The sequence below is a fragment of the Brachyspira hampsonii genome, from assembly GCF_001746205.1.
GTDB classification, from domain to species: Bacteria; Spirochaetota; Brachyspiria; order Brachyspirales; family Brachyspiraceae; genus Brachyspira; species Brachyspira hampsonii_B.
Genome location: NZ_MDCO01000009.1, coordinates 120,196 through 143,718 on the forward strand (window position 1 = coordinate 120,196; position 23,523 = coordinate 143,718).

Genomic DNA, 23,523 nt, shown 5'->3' on the forward strand with positions numbered 1-23,523 from the left:
TTAATATTATAATTGTATCAAAATATGATAATCAAAATAATTTTTTATGAACTCTATTATAAAGATAGTTATTAAAAAATCCACATTTTTTAACAAAATACTAAAATAAATGTTATAATATACAAACAAAATATATGATAAAAATGGGACAATAATAATGAATATAAATCAATTAAAATATATTATAATTCTAATTTTTATTACCGCATGTACTTCTTTAGCTCAAAATAATAATCTTATGAATTTAAATGCATTTGATAGCTTAAATAAAAATGCAGAAATAACTTTTACATTAATTACAAATAATAATCAATTAATAGTAAAGGCAAGTATACCAAATAATTATTATGCATATTTAGAGTCAAGCATAGCAAATAAAATACTATTTTTTGCAGACAATAAACAAATTAATACAATATATCCTAAAGGTGAAAAATATCATGATGACATTATAATAAAAGGCGAACAAGAGTTTATATTAAAAGATGTTGATATAAATAAAATTAACTTTATAAAATCTAGCTATCAACTATGTTCAGCAAAAGATAATGTATGTCTGCAGCCTCAAAGTAAAGTAATATACGGGGAAGAAATTAATATAATAAACAATAATATAACAGAAGAAAAACCAGAAAATGCCAGTTCTATAGAAAATTACATAAAAGGAAGCAATAATATATTTATAACATTGATTTTAATATTTGCAGCAGGGCTTGCATCTGTACTTTTACCTTGTACTTATCCGTTGCTCTCAATAACAGTGTCTATTTTAGGAACAACAACTAATAACAAAAACAATAAAAAATCAAGTGTATTAGCTTCTCTTTTATTTGCATTAGGAGTAATCACAACATATACTCTTTTGGGTACTGTAGTTTCTATTGCTGGATTTGCTTTTCATAAAACTATTCTTTTTGGAAGCATTGGATATAATCCTATTGTACTGACTATTTTAGTATTACTATTTTTGTATTTTACTTTTTCAATGGCAGGTTTTTACGAGATTAAAGCTCCTAGCTTTTTACAGTCAGCAAAGACAAATGCATACAGCAAAAAAAATCAGTCATTATTTCATAAATATATAATGGGGCTTCTTGCTGGAATAGTTGCTACGCCTTGTGCTGCTCCTATAATAGCGGTTATTTTAGAAATTGGTTTTCTTAATCCTGTATTTGCAACTTTATACATGGCTGTTTATGCTTTGGGTTTTGCTTCAGTATTATTTGTTCTTGGTACATTTGCTTCAATACTTACAAAAATGCCTAAAGCTGGAACTTGGATGGTATATGTTAAATATATTTTCACTTTCCTAATGATGATAATAAGTTTCTATTATGCTAATATACTTTTTGGAGTTTTGGGCTTTAATAAAATAAGTTATATATTAGCGTCTGTTACAATATTAGTATTTGCAGTATTAGTTTACATAATAAAAAATAAATCTGCTATGTTAAGTGCCTTAGAATTAAAAACATTTTTTTCTGTAGTCATTATATCAATAGCATTAGGATGCACTTACGGATTTATAAAACAAAAAAGCGAAGTTTCAAATACTATATCATACAGTGAAGCATTAGAGCTTTCAAAACAAAACAACAAACCAATACTAATAGATTTCTCTGCTGTTTGGTGTGCTAATTGTTATGAGCTTAAAGATAAAGTATTTGTTAATGAAGAGCTTAAAAAGTTTATAGATGATAATTTAATTTTCACTGAAATTGATGTTGATAAATACAAAAATATTTCTGATGAATATAATGTTAAATGGCTTCCTTGGATAATAGTAATAGACAGTGATAAAAACATATTATACACAAAGAATTCATTTTCAAGTTTTGATGATGAAATGGCTTTGAGTATAAAAGAAGATTTAGAGAAAATAATTAATAAATAAATTTTGTAAATATTTTTTAATCAAGTTTAATTAACCTTATTTATAAGAATTGACAATTAAAAAATATTAGTATATACTGAAAATTATTAAGTTTGTCAATTCTTTTATTCAACTTTTTCCGCCGCAAAAAATTGCTGCCAAAGGCACGTTTCTCGAAAGTGCAAGTATAAAATTAATACTACATCATACTAAAATTATCTTACATGTAATATAAACTATTAAATTTAAGCACACCTTGCAAAAAGCACGTTTCGTAAAATATATCCTTTCGCAAAACGCATCCGAGTTTATCGATGATATAAGTTCTTTGCGGCAACAAAAGAAGCAGTGTGCGAGGCAAAGCCCTATAAATATTTTTAAATTTATTTTTGATTTTTATATCTGTGGTTTTACAAATAACCACACTTTATATTAAAAAAGTAAAAAATACAAACTATAGTTCCATTGAAAAATAAATATTATAATTTACAATATTATTGTAGACTAAATAATATAGGGAAATATTTTATGAATAAATTAGAAAATCAAATATTAAAAAAACATTTAATAGAACTAAGTAATAAAAAAGAAATTCAAAATTTTTTAGAGCAAAGAAAAATAAAAGGAGATAATATAATTCCATATTGTTTTAATATATATACCCTACAAAATTACATAGGAAATTACTCTGTAGAAATATTAAATGATATAACAGATGGTCCAAATGATAATAATATAGATATTTTTTATATAGATGATGATGATTATGATGATATAATTATAAATTTATTTCAAGTAAAATATCATAATGATCAAAATTTATCATCAACTATAGGATCAAGGGATATAAATGATTTTTTAAATAGTATCAAAAAAATATTCATTGATAAAAAATTAAATAGTGTAAATTTTAATGATTTTTTTTCAAAAAAATATAAACAATTTGAAGATTTACCCATTGAAAAAGTGCATTTTAATTTATTTCTTGTTACAAATGGTAATGATATAACAGATTTAGATAAAATTAAATTATCAGAATTTCAGGAAGAACATTCTAATTTATTTGAAATAAATGTAATTACTGAATCAAGATTTTTCCTAAATAAAAATAAATTAACCAATAGAACACACATTTTAAATTTAAATACAAAAGATTGTATAACTATAAACACAGGTATATTATCATATATAGTTAATGTTAATACATATGAAATTTGTAAATTATATTCAGAAATTGGAGATGATATTTTAAATAAAAATATAAGAAAATTGTTAAAAACAAGTTTAAATAAAGAAATAGAAAAAAGTATAATAAATGATCCTGAAATGTTTTGGTATAAAAATAATGGTATATCTATTATATGTAAAAGAGCCGAGAAAAAAACTTTAAAAGGACAAACAATTATGGAATTAGAAGATCCATATATAGTTAATGGGGGACAAACAAGTAAAATACTATACAATATTTTTAAAAAAGATGAAACAAATGAAATATTTGTAACTTCTTCTATATTGCTAAGAATATATCAAACAACAGATGATCAAAAGATAGAACAAATAGTAATAGGAACAAATAATCAAAACAAAATTACAATGTTTGATTTGAAATCAAATATAAAAAATTTAAAAACATTAAAAGAATATTTTGCGATTAAAAATATATCATTAATAATTGAAAGGAATTCTGAAGAAAACTTATTAGAAAAACACATAATATCTGAAAAATTACTTCAAATATATTGTTCTATATATATGGATATACCACATGAGGCTAAAAGAGCAAAAAATTATTTAGTTAATAAATACTATTCTGAGGTATATAAAAGAGATGATATATATAATGATTTATTAATATCTTTTTACATATATGACTGTATAATTGAAAAATACCAAAATTCAAATTACGAACACGTTCCGCATTCTTTGTATTCCGTTTTATTTTTTATGACAAAAATCTTACCAGAACTAAAAAAAAATTTTGATGAAAATAAAACAATAGAAATATTTAATATTGCTATGGATAAAATTAATAACATAGTACAACAATATAGAAATGATAATATAAAAACTTTTACATACACTAATTTTTTTAAATCTCAAAAATCCACAGAAATAATATTAGAATATATCAAATGATCTTTTAATATGAGGCTTAATCCATCATATTATAAATAATGTAATAATAAAATTATTCATCTCAATAACATTAATGTGATTATTATCCAAATTATAAATTCACATAAAAAATTATCAACCCACTATATATACCATAATTAGGTAAACAAGTACTAATATACATCATTATAAATTTAATATGAGTTAGTCATGCTAGATGTACATCGACAAAGTTCCGCTATGGTGTCGTAATGCATGAAATAGGTAAAAAGAACAACATAAAAATTGACAATTAAAAAATAAATTAGTATAATGCTAGAACACTTTTAATATTTAAAAAATAAATAAGGAAAGTTTATGAAAAAAATTATATTAATGATATCTTTAAGTATTTTAATAAGCTGTAGTAACAAATCTAATAACACACAAAACAATACAACAGTTAATAACAATACAAATATAATAGTAAATAATAATATTCCTCAAAATACAAATCAAATTATAAATCAGCAAACAACTGAAACAAGAAAGAAAAAAATAGAATTTAAAAATATATATCCTATCAAACCATATACAGAAGAAGAAATTGATGAAATATTATACAAAACCATTGACACAGAATTAGCAAATTATGGAATATCTGATAATTCTAAAAAAGAAAGAAGAGAAGAAGAAAAACAAAGAATGCAGAATATTAAAGATTTACTTTTGAAAGGGATAAATAGCGAAGATGAAGATGGAAACAGTATATTAATGCTAATGCAGAAACTTGACTATAGAAATTATGCTTATAATGATTTAGTAAAATGGCTTGTTGAACATGGCATTAGTTTAGATGATACTAAAATACTAAATTATAATTATACTGATAATATGATAGATTATTTATTAGAATCAGGAGTTAATTTTGATTATAATACAGTGTATAATAAAATTGACTTAAAAAATAATAATTATAATTTAATATCAAAATTGATTAAAAAGTTAGAATCTGCAGGTTATTATTTTTCTGATATAGATTATCAATTACAAAGTGATTTATTATTTCAGTCCATTTTAGCTGATAATTTGGATTTAGTAATATTATTTTTAAAACTTGGTTCTGATATTAATTCCATAAACAGAATGAGAGATGGTTATGTGGGAACTCCTTTAATGTATAGTGCCTATTATGAAAAGTATAATATTATGGATTATTTAAAAGAGAAAAATGCGGATATTACTATTCACTGCTTTCAAGATACAGAAGAATTAGAAAGTATCCATAATGATAGCCATATATCTTTTGTATTGATGGAAAATTTTCCTGTTTTAAATCCTACAAATTTAATTAATACTGTTATCACTGTAAATAATAATGCAGATTTGATGATAAGAATATTAAATAAAATATCTCAAACTTTTAAATTTGCAGATACAAGCTATATTTATTCACCTGCCTCACAAACTGAATTTACAAATAATAATGAAAAATATATTTTAATACAAAGTCATATATTAAATGAAGAATATGTAGAAAATCTTATATCAATGGAAAAATATGTACATGATTTTGAAGTAAACGATAAATATTTTAATTATGTAACTATATGGAAAAGAGATAAAAACGATGAAAATAAAGCAGAGTTTATAACAGGCTTTTATCCAATGCAAAATGATAACTACTCAAAAACTTATGATATTGCCTCATCAGGAAATTATGTCACAATAGAAGCAACAGATGATGGTACATATTATTATACATTTATAATAGAAAATAATGATTTTTATTTAGATAAATTTTCTTTCTCTAAGTATAATATATCAGATAATAACAAAAAAGAAGAAGAGCATTATTATAATTATAAAACAGATGCTGCTAAATTTAATCATACTAGCAGAATAAAAGCTATTGATTTAGAAAGAGTTTTTTTTAATAATTTAATAGAAGAATACAATAAATAAAAATAATAAAGGGCTTTAGTTTTTTGATTAACTTAAAGCCCTTTATTATTTTATTAATTATAAAAAAATTAAATTTCCTCGCCATTCTCTATTTTTGTAATCATACCTACCCTTCTGGCATGGCGTCCGCCTTCAAATTCTGCATCAAGCCATTCTTTTACTATCATTTTAGCTAAATCAATACCTACAACCCTAGCTCCGAATGCTATTATATTGGAATTGTTATGCTGTTTGGAAAGTTTAGCAGAATAAGGCTCACTGCATACTGCTGCCCTTATACCTTTAACTTTATTTGCCGCTAATGATATACCAATACCTGTACCGCATATTAAAACACCGCCTTCATATCTTCCGCTTGCTACCTCATCAGCAACTTTTTTTCCATATATAGGATAATCAATACTTTCTGTACTATTAGTACCAAAATCTTTTACTTCATGTCCTAATTCTTCTAAATATTTAATAATCTCTTTTTTTAATTCTAAAGCTGAATGATCACATCCAATAGCAATTTTCATAATGTTATTTCCTTTTATATATTAAATCTATAATAGTATTATAAACCAAAATAAATTATAATCTATAAGAAAACTCCAATATAGCGTAAGTTTTATTATCTTCACTATCAAACTTTAATAAAATCTTATCATCAATTACAGCCTTCTTTACAACTATAATATTCCCCAATGCAGCAGGTACTCTATATTCTATTCTTATTCTTTTATAATAATCATCAACATAGTCTATTGCCATATCAATATATCTGGCATTATTAACATGATTATTATCATCTATACAATATTTTTTAACTTTAAATCTATCAACTTCTTCTAATAAAGAATTATCAGCCTTTATTTTCCTAGGAAGATAATTCATTTCTTGTTTTTCATCAAATTTATAATTTTCTATAAATGAAGAAGGTACTCTAATTAAAGCTCCGCTTGATAAATCTACAAATCCGCCAATAGCATAGCAAACCGCAAGTTCATTATCATTTTCATCATATATAAAAGTATTCCTATACCCATAAGCCTCATTGCATTCATATACATAGGTTCGTATGGTTACCTTATCACTGTATTTAGGAAGTTTATATATATCAACTTGTCTTGATACTAAAAACATGCTTATATTATTTTCATTAAAATATTCAGTAAGTTCTATATCAGAATCTAATTGAAAAAAAGAACAATCCTGCATCATATCAAATATAGATGAAGCTTTAAGAAGTCCATCTTTATCAATTTGGCTTGTACCTACAATAGTTTTCATTTCGTACATATAAAATAACCTTTTATTATAATTTCTTTAATTATTATAATACTAAAAATATAATTGTCAAAGTAATTATAAATGTACTTATTTCAAAACTACTTGACAAAATTAATTATAAAAATTATTTAATTTTATAATTATACTGTTTTATATGTTGTCAATAATGGTTTTGTTATTTGAAATAAGTACATTGTTTTATTATCTAAATAACATATTCAATACAAAAGTTTTACAAAATATAATTTTATTATTAATAAATTACAATTATTTTTATATACCGTACAACACATTATTTGAGCGAATAGTTTTTTAAGTTTATCATATTTTTGATATGTATGCCCTTTTTTATTAATATATTGGAATTTTAATAATTTTAATTTATAATACGAAAACTACAATAAATACATGGAGTACAATATGAAAAATTTTATTTCTATAATTGCAGCATTTATTTTAATTACTGCTATAATTTCATGTGGCAACGATAACAGCGGTAATACTGAACAAACAGAAAATACTCAAACTAATCAAACTCAAACAAATGAACAAGTATATATCAATCCAACAACTACAAATGAAAATCATAATACAGATATTGATATTAATAAAACTAAACATACTAATGAATATATTCAAGGTACAGAGTTAGATCCTATAGCTACAGGATATAGTAAAATAGATGAAATACTTAATGAATATAAATATAAAGCACCAATATATGAAATATCAAAATTATTAGCAGAGGAAGGATTAGAAGGAAAAATCACTGAAATGACAAATTTTGGTGATAAATATATATATAAAGTAGATAAAGATTCTACTCCTTTGTTTTTGGCAGTACAATTCGGATACAATGATTTGGCAAAAGAGCTTATAAAAGAAGGTGCTGATGTTAATGCCAGAGCAAACGATATGGAAACAGAAGACGGTCTTGATATGCTTTATTATGCTGTTGAAAATAATAATGTTGAAATGAGTAAAATCTTAATTGATGAAGGACTTGATGCAGGCAGAAATTATGGTTATGAATATCCTTATTATTTAACAGATGCTGCAATAAACAATAATAATCTTGATATGCTTAAAATACTTCTACAAAGCGGAGATATTGATTTGGAATCAAGCTTAATTCCTGATGCCATAGAAGAAAATAATATAGAAATGGTTAAATATTTAATATCTATAGGACAAGATGTAAATGCTCAAATATTTGCAGATGGAGGTTGGATTAATTCTCCTATGAAAGTAGCAGCTCAAAATGGTAATATAGAAATAGCTAAACTTTTAATTGATGAAGGTGCCAATTTAAACTCAAGTGATGATTATATATATAATGCAATAGATTATGGTAATTATGATATAGCTAAATTATTAATAGATAATGATGTTTTTAATCTTAATACTAATACAACTAAAGAACAAGCTATAGAATTAGCAAAGAAGCAAAAATATTATGAAATGGAAAAATTATTATCAAGCGAAGATTCAAATAATATAGACGGATATGATGAATTAATGAATGCTATATCTAAAGGCGATATGAAAGCATTAGAAAAACTTATAAAAGATGATACTGATTTAAATAAACAATATGATAAGATTACACCTCTTAATTTAGCTGCTGCTAGAAATGATAAAGAAATGGTGAAATTTTTAGTAGAGAAAGGTGCTGATATAAATTTAGAAGATGGATACGGATATACTCCTTTAATGAAAGCAATAGATTATTATAATGTGGGTTTAGCTAAAAATATTATTGATTTAAAGCCTGATTTAAATGCTATATGTTCAGCAACAGGAGATACTCCTTTAACATATTTAGTAAATGCCAACAAGTACGGCGGCGGAGCGGATCTTTGTTATTATATGATAAAAAATGGTGCTGATATAAATAAAAAGAATAAAGAAGGAAATACTCCATTAATGATTGCAGCTGCAAGTTATAATTATGGTATTGTTGGAGTTCTTGTAAATATGGGGGCTGATTATAATATTAAAAACAAAGAAGGAAAAACAGCCATTGATATTGCTTCAGCTAGAGATGATACATCAGCGCTTCATCACATGACTAATCCAAGCGATTTAGAACATTATCTTAGTTATTAATAAATAATAAAAAAGTGTATGCCTTATATGTATGCACTTTTTTTGTTAAAAATATTTTTTGATTGCAATTTCAATAATTTTAATTTATGATACATAAAAATACTTATGGACGGTTTAATATGAAAAAACTTATTTCTATAATTGCAGCATTTATTTTTATGATTGCTATCATTTCCTGCGGCGGTAATAAAGAAGCAAATCAAACATCACAAAATACTAATGAACAAAAAACTGCTTCATCTGATAATCAAAAAACAGAAACTAAAAGAGAATTCTTTGATATGAAATATGTTTATAAAGGTGTTAGAGTAGATAAAGCTAAATTTGATGAAGAACTTAAAAATACAAGAGAAAATAATGAATATGCAAAAAGAAATTTTGATTTTCTTAATAGAAAATTTGCAAATGATGATGAAAGAAAAAAATATTCTATAGAGTTTATATCAAATGTTAATTATGATCCATTTAGTGAAACATTCTCAAGTTGGGATAGATATAATGAAGATTTGACAGATTATTATGCTGATGAATATTTGTATGTAGAACAGAATTTAGCATTAAAAAAAGCAAGAGAAGAATTATTAAAATTAAATAAAAAAGATTCTGATGTTTATTTAGCTTTGTTCTTATCTCATTTTGCTTGCGATTCGCTTTATTATTTTGAAGAAGAAAAAAAGTATTTAACAGAATGGAAAAAAGCAGGCGGAAGTAATATTGCTATGATGATATCAAAGTATGATGATGATGACGCTTACAGTGGTAAAATGAAATTAGTTGATTATATAATAGAAGCCTCTGATTCTTTAAGGGCAGAAAAATTAGTTGCTGATGCTTATAACAATGGTTTCGCTAGATATATTACAAAAAATACTGGATATATAGATTTATTTAATGAAAATAATTATTCTTTAAGTTCAATTGAATTGGAAGGTACAGCTCATGTAGCTTCAGTAATGGTAGTACCAGAAATAGTCAATACAAATATAATAAATAAATATTTAAAAACTTATGTTACAAATAGACTCAGCAATGATAAATTATATTTTGATGATGCGGAGTATTTTAGAAATTATTACGGAATTGATTTTATGGAGTATTATGATGGATGGAATGGGCTTAGCTTTCTTGAGTTTAAGAAGAATACATTTTTAATTGAATCACAAGCAAATATGCATTATTATAATCCTGAGTTTATGAATGATCATATATATGCTTCATTTGAGGAGATAAAAACTTACAATTTCAGACTTGGAGATATAGACAAAGTAGAATCTGCTGAAATTAATTCAATTTCTACAAATGATTTGAAAGATTATACTAAAGGCTCTAAATTTATAAGTTTCGGTAAATTTGATGAAGAAAAATATTTGGAGTATATAGATGAAACAATGGGTTGGCGTGTATATCCATCTTTCTTTTTATGCGACATCAATAATGACGGCAAAGAAGAATTAATGCTTTCAGGGGATTATGATTATGGCGGAGGAAGAGGCGGTACAGTGAATTTTACTTTACTTTTGAAAGAGAATTTGGAAATAGATTTTGATTCAGAAATAGGACAGCTTATTAATAATCAAGATTTTCAGGATTTAAATAAAAGTCAAAAAATATATACTGAAGACGGTAAAAATAAAATGTTTTTGTTAAATGAAGCTTCTACTGAGGCTTTGGATATATTCATTGATAATAATGAAATAAAGAATTCAGATTATTTTGATTATATTACTTATACTTATCAGCCAAAATTGGAATGGAAAGGCAGTATACTTGACGGAGTACCTGAAGGAGCTTTAAAAACTGATGCCAGCTTTGACATGTCTAAAGCAGAAAATGCATCGGATAAAGCAATAGTGTCCGACAGAACTTTGAGAATGGCTGACAAACTTATAAGTGATGCATATTTCGCTAAAAAAGCTACTTTGGATAAACAAGGTCAGGAAGAGTTATTGGAACAGAGAAGGGCAGAGATAAAAACTATTCAGGAAGCAAAAGGCGATATTAAATCAATAGAAGCTGAAATGCTTAAGATTTTAAATTTACAATAAATAAGTCAATCCCTTATATTTTAATATTTAATTATATTAATAATATAAGGGATTAATTTAAATATATAAAAAATTTAATCTATGATATTTTTCAAATCCTTTATTATAGTATCTATATTAGATAGCTGCAAAGCCGAATAATTTTTCAGCTTATTTGCTATATATAAAAGTTTCTTAGTTTTTTCTATATGATCATAACTAAATAGTATAGCTATAGGCACATTTAAAGCTCTTGCTATTTTATTTAAATTTGTTATTGATATATTTCTCTTACCTACCTCAACACTTTGAAGATATTTAGCCGATATTCCTGACATTTCTGCTATTTCCGATATAGTCTTAGTCTGCGATTTTCTTATAGCTCTTATATTCTTTCCAACAGAAGATACAAGCTCATCATCTTCTCTCAATATCTCTTTGTTATTATTATTATTATCTTCTTTATTATCACTAAGTATATTATTATAAAAAGGTTTCTTTAAATTAGTTGTAAGCATATTCAAACCTCCGCATTATGTTTGTATTTGTCAAACATACCATCTTCCCTAAAACTATAAAAAGAATTACCGGCAACTATAATATGATCTATCATTTTTATTTCTACCATTAAAAACGCCTGATATAAAACCTTTGTAATTTCAATATCCTCTTTTGACGGTTTGGATATACCTGATGGATGATTATGAGATATTATGACATAACTAGCACCTAATGATAATGACTTTTCTACTAAATCTCTGGGATATATAGTAGCTGAATCTATTGTTCCTCTGAATATATGCTCCATAGATATGAACCTTTTATTCACATCTAAACAAATAATAGAAAAAGTTTCAAATTTTAATTTTCCTAATTTTATAATTAGATAATTAATTAAATCTTTTTTCTTTATATGGGGAGAAGCAATTTTTAAACTGCTAAGTAAATAATATTCCAAAATAGAAGGAATACTTTTTATCAAATTAATCTTATTTGAATTAAGCCCCTTAACCCTTGACAATTCTTCTTCTGAAGCATTGACAATATTATGCAGATTGTAGAAATTATAATAAAGTTTTTCTACTATGGTATTTGCCCTTTCCAAAGATATCCCATTCGATATAATAGAAGCTAATATTTGCTTTTCATTGATAATATCTGCATTAGTATTTTCTAGGGCATTACTAAATTTTGTATTATCATTATAAAAATCATTATACATACACATTTCCTTAATAAATTATAGTATAGCCCTATTAAACAAATTCTTTTTAAAAAATAAGCCATTTATTAAAGAAAATAAACAGTATATATTTAACTTTTATAACTTTTTTAAAAAAATTATCATTATTATAAAAAATTTATACAATTCAATAGGATAATGTATATATTAATTTTATTCTTCCGCTCGCTTCAGCACCATTATTCTCACCAATACCCGTATCTTCTATTACAGCATAAAAAACTTTAGTTTCACCTTTTTTCAAAGTAAACCCTTGAGTATATTCTACAATTTTTGTATTATTTGCTCCGGTTATATCCTTAAAAATAAAAGCATCTTGAGTACTATCATAAGTAAAATTAATACTTGGAGAATCATAATCTATTAAGATAGCTTCAGTTCCAATAGATATACCTTTCTTATCATACATAGAAATTTTAGAATCTAAAGATATACTAATACTATTTTTATCTTTATCTTCGTACTGTATATCTAGAGTATAAATAGAAGAAAGAATGCTTTTAGTTTCTCCAATATTTACTTTTAATAAAGAATCAAAAAATAAACTAGGCTTATCTTTTGAGACTATAGTATTTACAGTTTCTGTATCACTGATAATATTAGCTATTCTCATATCATAACTAAAACCTGCATAATTTAAATATTCATCGCTTCCAATAGTTCTGTCATTAAAACTTTTAGCACTGATATTTTCTATTTCTAAATTCTGAACCTGCAAAGCTATTTTATTTTTCTCAATAACTTTTATAGGCATATAAGGAGATCGTCCGGGTGTTCCATAAGCAGCAATATTTCTTGATAAATCTATTTTACCGCCTTCCACAATAGGAGCATAACTATTATCATTTGCTATAGCTGAAGTACACCAAGGATATATCTCTATAGTTCCGTCAGAATGAACTATTCCAACGGGATCATATTCATAAAAATAAGTAAATCCATCAACAGCAAATTTAACCTGACTATTTAAAGTAGAACTATCAGCACTAGCCTCCCACCCTAATTCAACAGCTCCCCATTCCATAGGAGCAGGTATTCCTACAATAGTTTTCCACCTCACAGGTATGGCAAAAGCAAATACTAACTTTGAATAACTGTCTATTGCTATTAAATAATTATCAGTATCAAGTCCTGCACTTCCTGTAAATCTATAAAACCAAAATCTTTCTAATCTATCGCTTTTATTGTATGCACTTGAAGAACTAAATGTAGGATTCATATTCTTGTACATATAGTATTTTACTTTACTAACATTAAACCCTGCTGCTTTAGTATTAGTTCCGTTATAATAATATTCATTTCTCAAAGGATCATTTATCTTCCAAGTATCATCTTTTATAAGCATATATGTAGGCTCATTCTTTAATCCGAAAGAAGCAGCTATAACATAATCATTGTCAAGATCTAAAGTAAAGCCTCTATAGTTAGGAGTATTCCAAGGCTTTGATACAGCATCATAAACAAATGGATCCTCATCGGCACTTAAAATACTTTCTCCGCCAATATCAGGCTCTGCCGTATTGGTAGAAGCAGCATTATTTCTTGACATTTGCTGATAATAATATATAGGACTAAAATGGCTATTGCATGTATTAAATAATATTAAAATAAAAATAATTGATAAGATAACAAATAAAGTCTTTTTCATAAATAAATCTCATAAATAATTTTTTCTTATTAATAATTATACTAGTAAAATAAATTAAGTAAACAATATTTTTATTGATTATTCTACTATTATTATTATTTAACATAAAAAAACGTCCAAGACCTTGATTAAACAAAGTCTTGGACTAAACACTATATTAAAAAACTATCTTATTATCAAACTATATAATACCAGCTATTCTTCCTGCAATCTGATAGAAAGCAAAGCTCACTATCCAAGCAACAGACAAAGTGTAAATTACTAAGAAAGGAATCCATTTATTACCAATCTCTGCCCCTATAACTCCAATTGCAGCAAAACAAGGGAAATAAAGAAGTACAAAAAGAAGTAATGTATATGCCACTACAGGATTAAATACAGGGTCATTCTGTAATGATTCTGTAAGTACAGCCTCATCTCCGTCCTCTATAGATTTTATCTGTGCTATAGTAGAAACTAATACCTCTTTGGCAGCACCGCCTGCAACAAGTCCGATACCTATTCTCCAATCGAAACCTAAAGGCTTTAATACAGGTTCTATAAATGTACCTATTTTGCCGGCATAACTATTTCTTAAACCTTCTGAAGCAACTAATCTGTTATATTCAAGAGCAACAACTTCTTCATCACTAGCATCTAATCCCTGACTTACCGCCAATTCTCTAGCATTATTCATAAGTCTTGTATTATCTTCATCTGTAGGAGTGTACTGAGGGAATGTCATTAAAGCCCATATTATAACAGAAGCAGCAAATACATAAGTACCAGCTTTTTTAATATACATCCAGCCTCTGTCAAACATATGTCTTAATACAGCCTTAGCTCTTGGTATTCTATATGGAGGAAGTTCCATTACGAAAGGAGTTTCCTCTCCTTTGAAAAATGCTTTTCTAAATATGAATGCCATTATAAAAGCCATCAATACGCCAATCATGTATATACTAAACATCACAGAAGCAGCCATTTTAGGAGCAAAGAAAGCACCAATAAATAATATATAAACAGGAAGTCTTGCACCGCAGCTCATAAATGTAGTAATTAATATGGTTACTACCCTATCTTTTTTACTTCTTAATGTTCTAGCCGCCATAACTGCGGGAATTGTACATCCGAAACCTAAAAATAGGGGTATAAATGACTGACCATGCAAACCTAATTTATGCATTATTTTATCCATTAGGAAAGCTGCCCTAGCCATATAACCGCAGTCCTCTAAGAATGAAATCCCTGTGAATAATATCAATACTAATGGAAGGAAAGATAATACCGCACCTACTCCGCCTATAATACCATCAACAACAACAGATTGTATTAAACTGCCTTCAGGAAGCAAACTGCCTACAAAACCAGATAATGCCCCTATTCCAGCCTCAAGCCAGCCTTGAGGATAAGCTCCTACCGTAAATGTTACTTTAAATATCAGCCATAATACAACTAAGAATATTGGAAGTCCAAGCCATTTATTTAAAAATATTACATCGGCAGCCTCTGTAAAATTGAATGCCTGTATATTATCCTTATGAACCGCCTCCTGCAAAGCTCCTCTTATATATGAATATCTCTTATCAGCCATTATAGAATCTGTTTTGGCATTCATAGAAGTTTCTAATTTAATTATTTCCTTATTTAAAACTTCTATTACTTCGCCGCCGTTATTGCATTCTCTTCTTATAGAATGAATAGCTCTTTCATCTTTTTCTAAAGTTTTAATCGCAAGCCATCTCTTATGAATCTCGCTTATATCACCATGCATAGTATCTACAATATTTTTAATAGAGTTTTCTACTTCTTCCCCATATCTTATAGCAGAGTCTCTATGCAGCTTATTTCCAGAAGTATGCATCTCCTCTATTTTCTCTAATATTCTAACAACGCTTTCATATTTATTTCCATGAACTTTCATCACAGGAAATTTGAAAAGCTCACTCAAATTCTTTTCATCTATCTGAATACCATTTTTTTCAGCATGCTCATACATATTGAGAACGCATACTATAGGAATACCTAACTCTACAAGCTGCAATGTAAGATAAAGATTCCTTTCTAAATTTGTAGAATCTATAACATTTATTATGAAATCAGGTTTTTCATTAAGAAGCACATCACAGGCAACTACCTCATCTTGAGAATAAGCACTTAAACTATAAACACCCGGTAAATCAATTAAATCATAAGTATAGCCATTATAAAGCATATTAGCCTGTCTTTTTTCTACCGTTACCCCAGGATAATTTGCAACTTTATAATTAGCACCGGTTAAAGCATTAAATATAGTTGTTTTTCCGGAATTTGGGTTTCCGGCTAAAGCTATTTTAAATTTAGTATTATTAGAAGGAACTTTTATTTTCTTCTCTATATCACTTTTACTTTCTATTAAAGCATCATACCCGTCTTTAACTTCTTTATGTTCTATAGGCTTTAATACTCTTTCTTTTTTTATCTCAACATTTGATTTAGCAACTTCTATCCCATTAGCTTCAGATTTTCTAAGAGAAATTTCATAGTCCATAATATGAACCTGTATAGGATCTCCTAAAGGTGCTTTTCTAACAACCCAGCCCTTTGCTCCAGGAGTAAATCCCATTTCTATAATTCTTTGTCTAATCTCACCGTCAGTGGCTACTTTATCAACAACAAAACCTTCTTCAATATCTAATTCTGTTAATTTCATATTTTCTCCTTTTTCAAAAATAGAAAATTAATATACGCTTACAAATTGTTTGTATATTCTAACATTTAAAATAAAATTGTCAATAGAGAAAATATATTTTTGTTATTTTATTACACAAAAAAATAGAAAATTATTAATTATTTTTTACTTCCTATCACCATACTTATAGTAGAAAGTATTATTAAAACAGATCCTATGATAATATTAACTGTAAGTTCTTCTTTATATATAAAAATAGAGGCAATAACAGTAGTAGTCGGTTCAAACATATTAAGTATCGATGCAAGAGAAGAGCCTAATTTTTTAACCCCATAAAGTAAAAGACCAAGAGAAAATATTGTACATACTAAAGATATTACAGCAAAATTTACAAAGACATATAAATTATTGAGTACATGCAAAGAACCTGTAATCATTCCGGCTATAAAAAAAGATACAGACACAAATAATGACATATAAAAAAGCGAAACTATAGTATCAACTTCAGAAAAACCGCATCTCTTATTAGCTACTATGTAAGACCCATAAGTTACAGTAGTTATTAATGCATATATTACTCCCAAAAATGATTCCACTTCTACAACCTGAGTAAGCATTACTATTCCTACAACGGCAAATACTATAGAAAGAATCTTTAATATGTTAGCATTTTCTTTAAACATAAATATCATTACAAGCAAAACTATAACAGGATATCCGAAATGTATCATATTACTTAAACCTGCAGATATATATAATAATGATTTGGATAAAAAGAAAAATGTAAGTCCAAGACCTGTAATGCTAAATATTAATAATTCTATAAACTGTCTTTTTGTTATTTTAAAACTCTTCTTTGAAACTACAATAATTATAAATAAAAAAATTGCTGTAAGAAAATATCTATAAAAAACTATTGAAAGTGAAGAATAATTATACGCTATAATATTTTTTACAAAAATTGGCAAAAATCCATAAGCAATAGAACCTATTATAACTAGTAAAACATTTAACATTGAAATCCTCTGTAATTAAAAAATTTAGAATAAAATATTTGAATATAGTTTAAAATTTATGAAATAAAAGAAATTATTAATGCATATATTAACCCTAAAACTAATTATGATTAGTAATCATATATAATATTTTTAATAAATCAATATAAATAACTGCATTATTTTTTATAATTTTTCTTTAACTGAATACATACTTGATAATTTAATTTATAGAATTCATCTTTGGAATAAATATTAGAATATTTTCTTTGATACATAATATCTACATTACAAATTTCTGGTCTGCTTTCATATATAGAACATTTATTATCATCTGTTAAATATATACATTGACCATTGCCATTATCATATTTTTGAAGCTGCGGTACATGTTTAATATTTTTACAGCATATACCGCAGCAATCGCAATCAAATTTCATTATAATTTACAATTTTCTAATAATTTTGTAGACTCTTCACTAATAGAACCATCATCTGTCAATATAGGAGTATCCAAAATAGCTTTAATAGTTTGAGTTAATTTTATATTGCTTGCCACAACTTTTTTAGCTTCTTCAGTATAAGAACTATAGTCAATACCCTGTTGATTAATAACTTCTTCTAAATTATCAATAGCTTCACTGTATAATGAATCCACCCTTATAAGAAGTCTTTCAAACATTTGAGATCTTCTTCTTATAAAATTAGTTGATACTCTTAATGTTTCAAGTTCTTCTGATATTTTATTTGCTTCGGCCAAATTAGAATATGCATCATCAAGTTTTTTAGAAGAAGCACCTAAAGCAACAAATCCCATAACAGCAAGAGCAGGTCCAGCTACAAGTCCTCCTAAAACAGCCATACCTCCAGCCATACCAAAACCTCCTGCAGCCAAAGATCCTCCGCCTAAAAATGCCAAAGTAGCATTAGTAGCTGCAACTCCAGATAAACTAGCAATAGCTGTGCCTGTAGATGCAGCAGCAAAAGTCATAGTAGCACTATAAGCTCCAAAAGCAGCCAAAGCACCAGCTCCAACTCCTCCTATTCCTCCAGCAAGCATAGATGTTACCTGTAAAGAGCATTCTTTTAATTCTTCAAAATATGCTTTATCAAATTTCAATTTATTTATCTCATTAATACCCACAGAATCTGATATTTCTACATTCTTTAATTTTTCAAAAGATTCAATAAATCTTTTTATAGATACATCAAATACATATATTTTTTCTCTTCCTAAAGCCTCTAATGAATAATATGTAGCTTGTCTTGCTTTATCCAAATTATCCTTTGCTGTATCTATAGTTGAATTAGCCAAAGAATTAATGTCATTGGCTTCACTATTATTCATCAATCCTTTTACACCTGCTCCAACGCCTGCAGCAGCACTGCCTATTGCTATAGCTCCTAAAATAAATGGTATCGGCATATTATAACTCCTTTTTTTAAATTAACCTATTTCTACTAAATCTCTTATACTTTTATACACACTTGCATTAGCATATACAAGATTATCAATTTCTTTTGAAATCATATCGCTAATCCCAAGTTTGTTTCTTAAATATTTAAAATAAGAATTAAATTTCTTATCAGTAGATGTTGTAATAGTTAATAGTTCAAAATATATAATTTTTTTTACTATATTATCATCTATATCTTCTAAATATCTCGAATATCTTTTCCAAACTTTTTTTACAACAATTTTCTCTTTAAAATCATAATCATTATCTCTTACTATCTCAGATATATATTCTTCCAATTCACTAATAAAAGACAATAATTCAGATATGGCATATTCATTCAAATTTGATATTTCTGCTATAGATTTTTTAATATTAAAGGATAATACAGAATCTATATCATCTCTATTAAAATAATCATAATCTTGCAAAGTAAAATAATTATTGTATATTTTTGAAATAACATACAACTGTGCTATGAATGATTTTTTTATTTCAGCATCTTCAATATAATTTAAGTACATGATTATATCCTTTCATTAAAAATAAATTCATTTGTTCTTTCATTCAAAACTAATACAGTATTAATCATATCTTTCATCTCTTCTACGATAGAATTATCCACTTTACATTTTTTAGCTACTGCATTAACAACTTCTCTTTCATAATCATCATATTGTTTATTACATAAAGCACATGATATTATTTCAAAAAGAAATTTTTTAGCTTCTTCTTGTTTATAACCAGGATCAAAATTATTATCAATAATTTTTTTAAAACGGACTATTACTTTTTCTTTTTCAACTCCAAGTATTTTATTTAGAGTTGATTCAGGACAAGTCTTTCCAAGCATCTCCAAATATATTAAGTCTATTTGTCTTCTCTCATCTTCATCTATCTCACCATCTATAGCCATAAAAGCAGCTAAACTTCTTGCCAATTTCTTCTTTTCATCTTCATCATATATACTTTCGCATAATTCAGATAGAAACATATAATCTCCTTATAATTAATTTTTATTAATTAAATTGTAAGTGTATCAATATCACTATTCATAAAGTCATCTATTTCTTTAAATGAATTGAATTGTGATTTTTTACCAAGTTTATTTATTATTTTATTGTTAGCATTTATAAATGAATCTATATCTCCTAGTTCTAAAGCTGTATTCATTTGATTGAAGGCATCATTAAAAACAGTAATATGCTCTATTAAATATTCAGATATAAGTTCTTCTAATCTTTCTCTATATTCTCTAATCATCTTTATGGCCTCAGCACATTCAGCTTCTATTCTTAATCTTCTCTCATGAGCAAGTTTTGCCTCTTTAAAAACATTTAAAACTTCTTTATAATAAGCACTGCTGAAAGCATATCCAACCATACTTCCAATTAAAGCTCCTACAACAGGTATAGGAATTGCAACTTGAAATACACCGGCAAACATACTAGAAGATATCATTCCAACACCTTTTTCTCCAAGCTCTTCAAAGCACTGAACGCCATCTATTTCTCCGCTGAAATATCTTTTAAAAGTTTTTCCAACTTCCAAAGTTGTGGTAACTATCATAGCAGGCACAGCTGTTTTTGATACATTTTGAAGCATAGTATTTTTGGAATTCTGCATAGCTCCTTTTATAACAGAACCTGTAAAACCTGTAGCATAACTCACTGCTGCTGCTTTACCTGTATCAAGAGCAACATCTTTTATAGCCTCTTCTGGTTCTTTATCTCCATTAAAACATGCTACACAGTTTCTTATTATAGATATACCTCCTCCAATGGCAGCCCCCATTTTTGCCTGTTCTAACCCAGCTCTATGCCCTAATTTTACAACATCTTTTGCTGTGGAAACTTCGGGTTTTAATCTAGCCTCCATAGCTTCATCACTAGATAATTCACTTTTTCTAACATTTTTACTTATTTTTTCGTATTTTTTAGCCTCTTCAATCTTTTTTTCGGCTATGTCCAATTTTCCATCTTGTTTTAATCTTTCAGCCTGTTCATAACATGATTTGGCTTTTGCTTCTGCTTCTATTTTTATTCCTTCATATTGTTCTGAAGGTACATCTATAGGAACATCATTATCTAAATATTTTTGATAGTCTTTTGAAGCTAATTTTTGCAGAGCTTCGCTAGAATTCTTTCCCACAAATTTCATTTGGGATTGTTCTATAATATTGCCATGCTCATCATAAGTAACATGATCATATAATTGATCATTAACTCTTCCTACATCGTCTGTTCTTACTACTCTCTCGCCATTTTTATTTATTATATTTTCAGCATTTTTTCTTGCTGCATGTTTTACTTCCGCAGAAAAACCAGCCTGTTGTTTTAAATTAGAATATTTATTTTCAGGGTTCACTTTATATTGAGAAATTTCTTTTAATCCTTTGGTTAATTGTTTACCAGCTTCGTTATCAACACCGCTATAGGCAACAAAATGCTCTTTTACAGCAGAGCCATATCTATCAACTACTTCAGAAGCAACATTTCCTAAAACAATATTATCAAAAGACTTTTTTTCTTCTTTTTTATCTTCATCTTTTTTTATATATGACATATATACTCCTCTAATTATAGTATACACAATATTAGTATAAAGTCAATAAAATAACATATAAAATATATAAAATAAAAATACAAAATTAAGTCATTTTAACATTAATTATAAAAATCAAATTAAAAAATTATCAAATGAATATTTATTTATACTTAATAAAAAAATAATATTTTTCCATATTTATAATTTCATATTAATGGTAATTTATTGAATATGCTTTATACTATAGATTAATATAACTAAAAAATATAATTCTCATTAGACTTTTAGTTAATTACATATTCTAGCTGTTAGATTATAAGAAAGGAGATTATAATGAGTGTATCCATATCTATTGAAAATGTAGTGAAACGCTATGATAAGCTTACAATAATACCTGATCTTTCATTAAATATAAAAAACGGAGAATTTTTTACTTTGCTTGGACCGTCAGGATGCGGAAAAACAACTCTTTTGCGTATGATTGCAGGATTTAACACAATAGAAGGCGGAACAATAAAATTTGATGAAGATGTAATCAATAATATTCAGGCTCATAAAAGAAATATTGGTATGGTATTTCAAAACTATGCAATATTCCCTCATATGACTGTAAGAGAGAATGTTGAATACGGACTAAAACTAAGAAAAGAAAATAAAGAATCTATGAAGAAAAAAGTAGATGAAATACTGCATACAGTAAAAATAGAAGAATATCAGCACAGACTTCCTGAAATATTATCAGGAGGACAGCAGCAGAGAGTAGCTTTAGCAAGAGCAATAGTTATAACTCCAAATGTTTTACTTATGGATGAACCTCTTTCTAATTTAGACGCCAAATTAAGAATAGAAATGAGAAGTGCAATAAAAGATATACAGAAACAAATAGGAATAACAACTATTTATGTTACCCATGATCAGGAAGAAGCACTTGCCATATCTGACAGAATAGCTGTGATGAAAAACGGCATTATACAGCAGGTGGGAAGTCCTATAAATATTTATACAAGACCTTATAATGTATTTGTTGCTACTTTTATAGGTCATTCAAATTTATTCTATGCCAGCATAAAAATAGAAGGAAATGATACATATATTTTATTCAGATGCGGATACAAATTGAAAATGAATAATTTATTAGATGTTAAAGACGGTGATGAAGTTATTGTAGGTATAAGACCTGAAGAATTTTTTATTAATTCTGAAAATGAAGAAGGTATGAAAGCTAAAATTTTATCTAAAACTTTTCTTGGAAAATATACTAATTATTTACTGCATTTTAATGATAATGAAATTATTCCTAATCAGGCAGGCATAGAATACTCTCAAGATTCATCTTACACAGAAAGAATGTATGAAAAAGATGAAATAATAATTTTAAAACCTAATATTAATAAAATTAATGTATTTACAATGAATATGGAAAAAAGCCTTATAAAAGGGGTAAAAAAATATGAGATTTAAAAAATTATTTTTCATATAAAAGATAATCAATTTATATAACATAAAATAGAGTATCACTAAGTTTTTAATGAGTAAAATAATATAATTTTTTTATATTTTTTAATAAATAAATATTTACTGTATAATATAAATTATAATTGTTTTTTTACTTTATATACATTATAATGTTTTTCTACTTATATATT

At 26.4% G+C, this 23,523-nt stretch carries 18 protein-coding genes; 6 read left to right on the top strand and 12 right to left on the bottom strand.

Translation table 11 applies throughout. The features are described from left to right. Positions 1 to 157: 157 nt before the first annotated feature. The 3 genes from BFL38_RS05755 (at position 158) to BFL38_RS05765 (ending at position 5,932) form a co-directional block, all read left to right on the top strand. Positions 158 to 1,894 (top strand): protein-disulfide reductase DsbD family protein, encoded by a 1,737-nt coding sequence (locus BFL38_RS05755; protein ID WP_069726163.1) that lies wholly within the window; start codon positions 158 to 160, stop codon positions 1,892 to 1,894. Positions 1,895 to 2,401: 507 nt separating this feature from the next. Continuing rightward, complete coding sequence (locus BFL38_RS05760; RefSeq protein WP_069726164.1) at positions 2,402 to 4,009, top strand: AIPR family protein; 1,608 nt, start codon at positions 2,402 to 2,404, stop codon at positions 4,007 to 4,009. A gap of 336 nt (positions 4,010 to 4,345) precedes the next feature. Continuing rightward, positions 4,346 to 5,932 (top strand): ankyrin repeat domain-containing protein, encoded by a 1,587-nt coding sequence (locus tag BFL38_RS05765; protein ID WP_069726165.1) that lies wholly within the window; start codon positions 4,346 to 4,348, stop codon positions 5,930 to 5,932. Positions 5,933 to 6,000: 68 nt separating this feature from the next. On the opposite strand, the gene rpiB is transcribed toward BFL38_RS05765, so the two are convergent. Further along, on the bottom strand, positions 6,001 to 6,450 hold the full coding sequence (rpiB, locus tag BFL38_RS05770; RefSeq protein ID WP_069726166.1) for a ribose 5-phosphate isomerase B: 450 nt from the start codon (positions 6,448 to 6,450) through the stop codon (positions 6,001 to 6,003). 55 nt (positions 6,451 to 6,505) lie between these two features. Continuing rightward, positions 6,506 to 7,213, bottom strand: a complete 708-nt coding sequence (locus BFL38_RS05775; protein ID WP_069726167.1) for an acyl-[acyl-carrier-protein] thioesterase — start codon at positions 7,211 to 7,213, stop codon at positions 6,506 to 6,508. Positions 7,214 to 7,624: 411 nt separating this feature from the next. On the opposite strand from BFL38_RS05775, the gene BFL38_RS05780 reads away from it, so the two are divergent. Together BFL38_RS05780 and BFL38_RS05785 are read left to right on the top strand one after the other, a co-directional pair. Further along, complete coding sequence (locus tag BFL38_RS05780) at positions 7,625 to 9,313, top strand: ankyrin repeat domain-containing protein (protein ID WP_069726168.1); 1,689 nt, start codon at positions 7,625 to 7,627, stop codon at positions 9,311 to 9,313. Positions 9,314 to 9,432: 119 nt separating this feature from the next. Next, positions 9,433 to 11,358, top strand: coding sequence for a lysozyme inhibitor LprI family protein (locus BFL38_RS05785; RefSeq protein ID WP_069726169.1), 1,926 nt, complete (start codon positions 9,433 to 9,435; stop codon positions 11,356 to 11,358). A gap of 74 nt (positions 11,359 to 11,432) precedes the next feature. Here BFL38_RS05785 and BFL38_RS05790 read toward each other — a convergent pair whose 3' ends face one another. From BFL38_RS05790 to BFL38_RS05835, 10 genes are all read right to left on the bottom strand, one after another. After that, a complete protein-coding gene (locus BFL38_RS05790) occupies positions 11,433 to 11,855 on the bottom strand; it encodes a helix-turn-helix domain-containing protein (protein WP_069726170.1) in 423 nt (140 codons plus the stop codon). Between the two features lie 2 nt (positions 11,856 to 11,857). Further along, entirely contained in the window at positions 11,858 to 12,559 is a 702-nt protein-coding gene (locus BFL38_RS05795) for a JAB domain-containing protein (protein ID WP_069726171.1), read from the bottom strand. Positions 12,560 to 12,707: 148 nt separating this feature from the next. Beyond that, a complete protein-coding gene (locus BFL38_RS05800; RefSeq protein WP_069726172.1) occupies positions 12,708 to 14,228 on the bottom strand; it encodes a hypothetical protein in 1,521 nt (506 codons plus the stop codon). 181 nt (positions 14,229 to 14,409) lie between these two features. Continuing rightward, positions 14,410 to 16,899: a ferrous iron transport protein B gene (feoB, locus tag BFL38_RS05805; protein WP_069726173.1), complete on the bottom strand. Its 2,490-nt coding sequence runs from the start codon at positions 16,897 to 16,899 to the stop codon at positions 14,410 to 14,412. 137 nt (positions 16,900 to 17,036) lie between these two features. Further along, positions 17,037 to 17,894, bottom strand: a complete 858-nt coding sequence (locus BFL38_RS05810) for a DMT family transporter (RefSeq protein ID WP_069726174.1) — start codon at positions 17,892 to 17,894, stop codon at positions 17,037 to 17,039. Between the two features lie 158 nt (positions 17,895 to 18,052). Further along, complete coding sequence (locus BFL38_RS05815; protein WP_069726175.1) at positions 18,053 to 18,313, bottom strand: YkgJ family cysteine cluster protein; 261 nt, start codon at positions 18,311 to 18,313, stop codon at positions 18,053 to 18,055. Next, positions 18,313 to 19,299, bottom strand: a complete 987-nt coding sequence (locus BFL38_RS05820; protein ID WP_069726176.1) for a hypothetical protein — start codon at positions 19,297 to 19,299, stop codon at positions 18,313 to 18,315. The genes BFL38_RS05815 and BFL38_RS05820 overlap by 1 nt, the downstream gene beginning before the upstream one ends. A gap of 21 nt (positions 19,300 to 19,320) precedes the next feature. Then, positions 19,321 to 19,854, bottom strand: a complete 534-nt coding sequence (locus BFL38_RS05825; protein WP_069726177.1) for a hypothetical protein — start codon at positions 19,852 to 19,854, stop codon at positions 19,321 to 19,323. Between the two features lie 2 nt (positions 19,855 to 19,856). Next, positions 19,857 to 20,324, bottom strand: coding sequence for a tellurite resistance TerB family protein (locus BFL38_RS05830; RefSeq protein WP_069726178.1), 468 nt, complete (start codon positions 20,322 to 20,324; stop codon positions 19,857 to 19,859). 29 nt (positions 20,325 to 20,353) lie between these two features. Next, positions 20,354 to 21,895: a hypothetical protein gene (locus BFL38_RS05835; protein WP_069726179.1), complete on the bottom strand. Its 1,542-nt coding sequence runs from the start codon at positions 21,893 to 21,895 to the stop codon at positions 20,354 to 20,356. A gap of 315 nt (positions 21,896 to 22,210) precedes the next feature. Here BFL38_RS05835 and BFL38_RS05840 point away from each other — a divergent pair, with 315 nt between their 5' ends. Next, on the top strand, positions 22,211 to 23,338 hold the full coding sequence (locus tag BFL38_RS05840; protein ID WP_069726180.1) for an ABC transporter ATP-binding protein: 1,128 nt from the start codon (positions 22,211 to 22,213) through the stop codon (positions 23,336 to 23,338). The last annotated feature ends 185 nt before the right edge of the window (positions 23,339 to 23,523 follow it).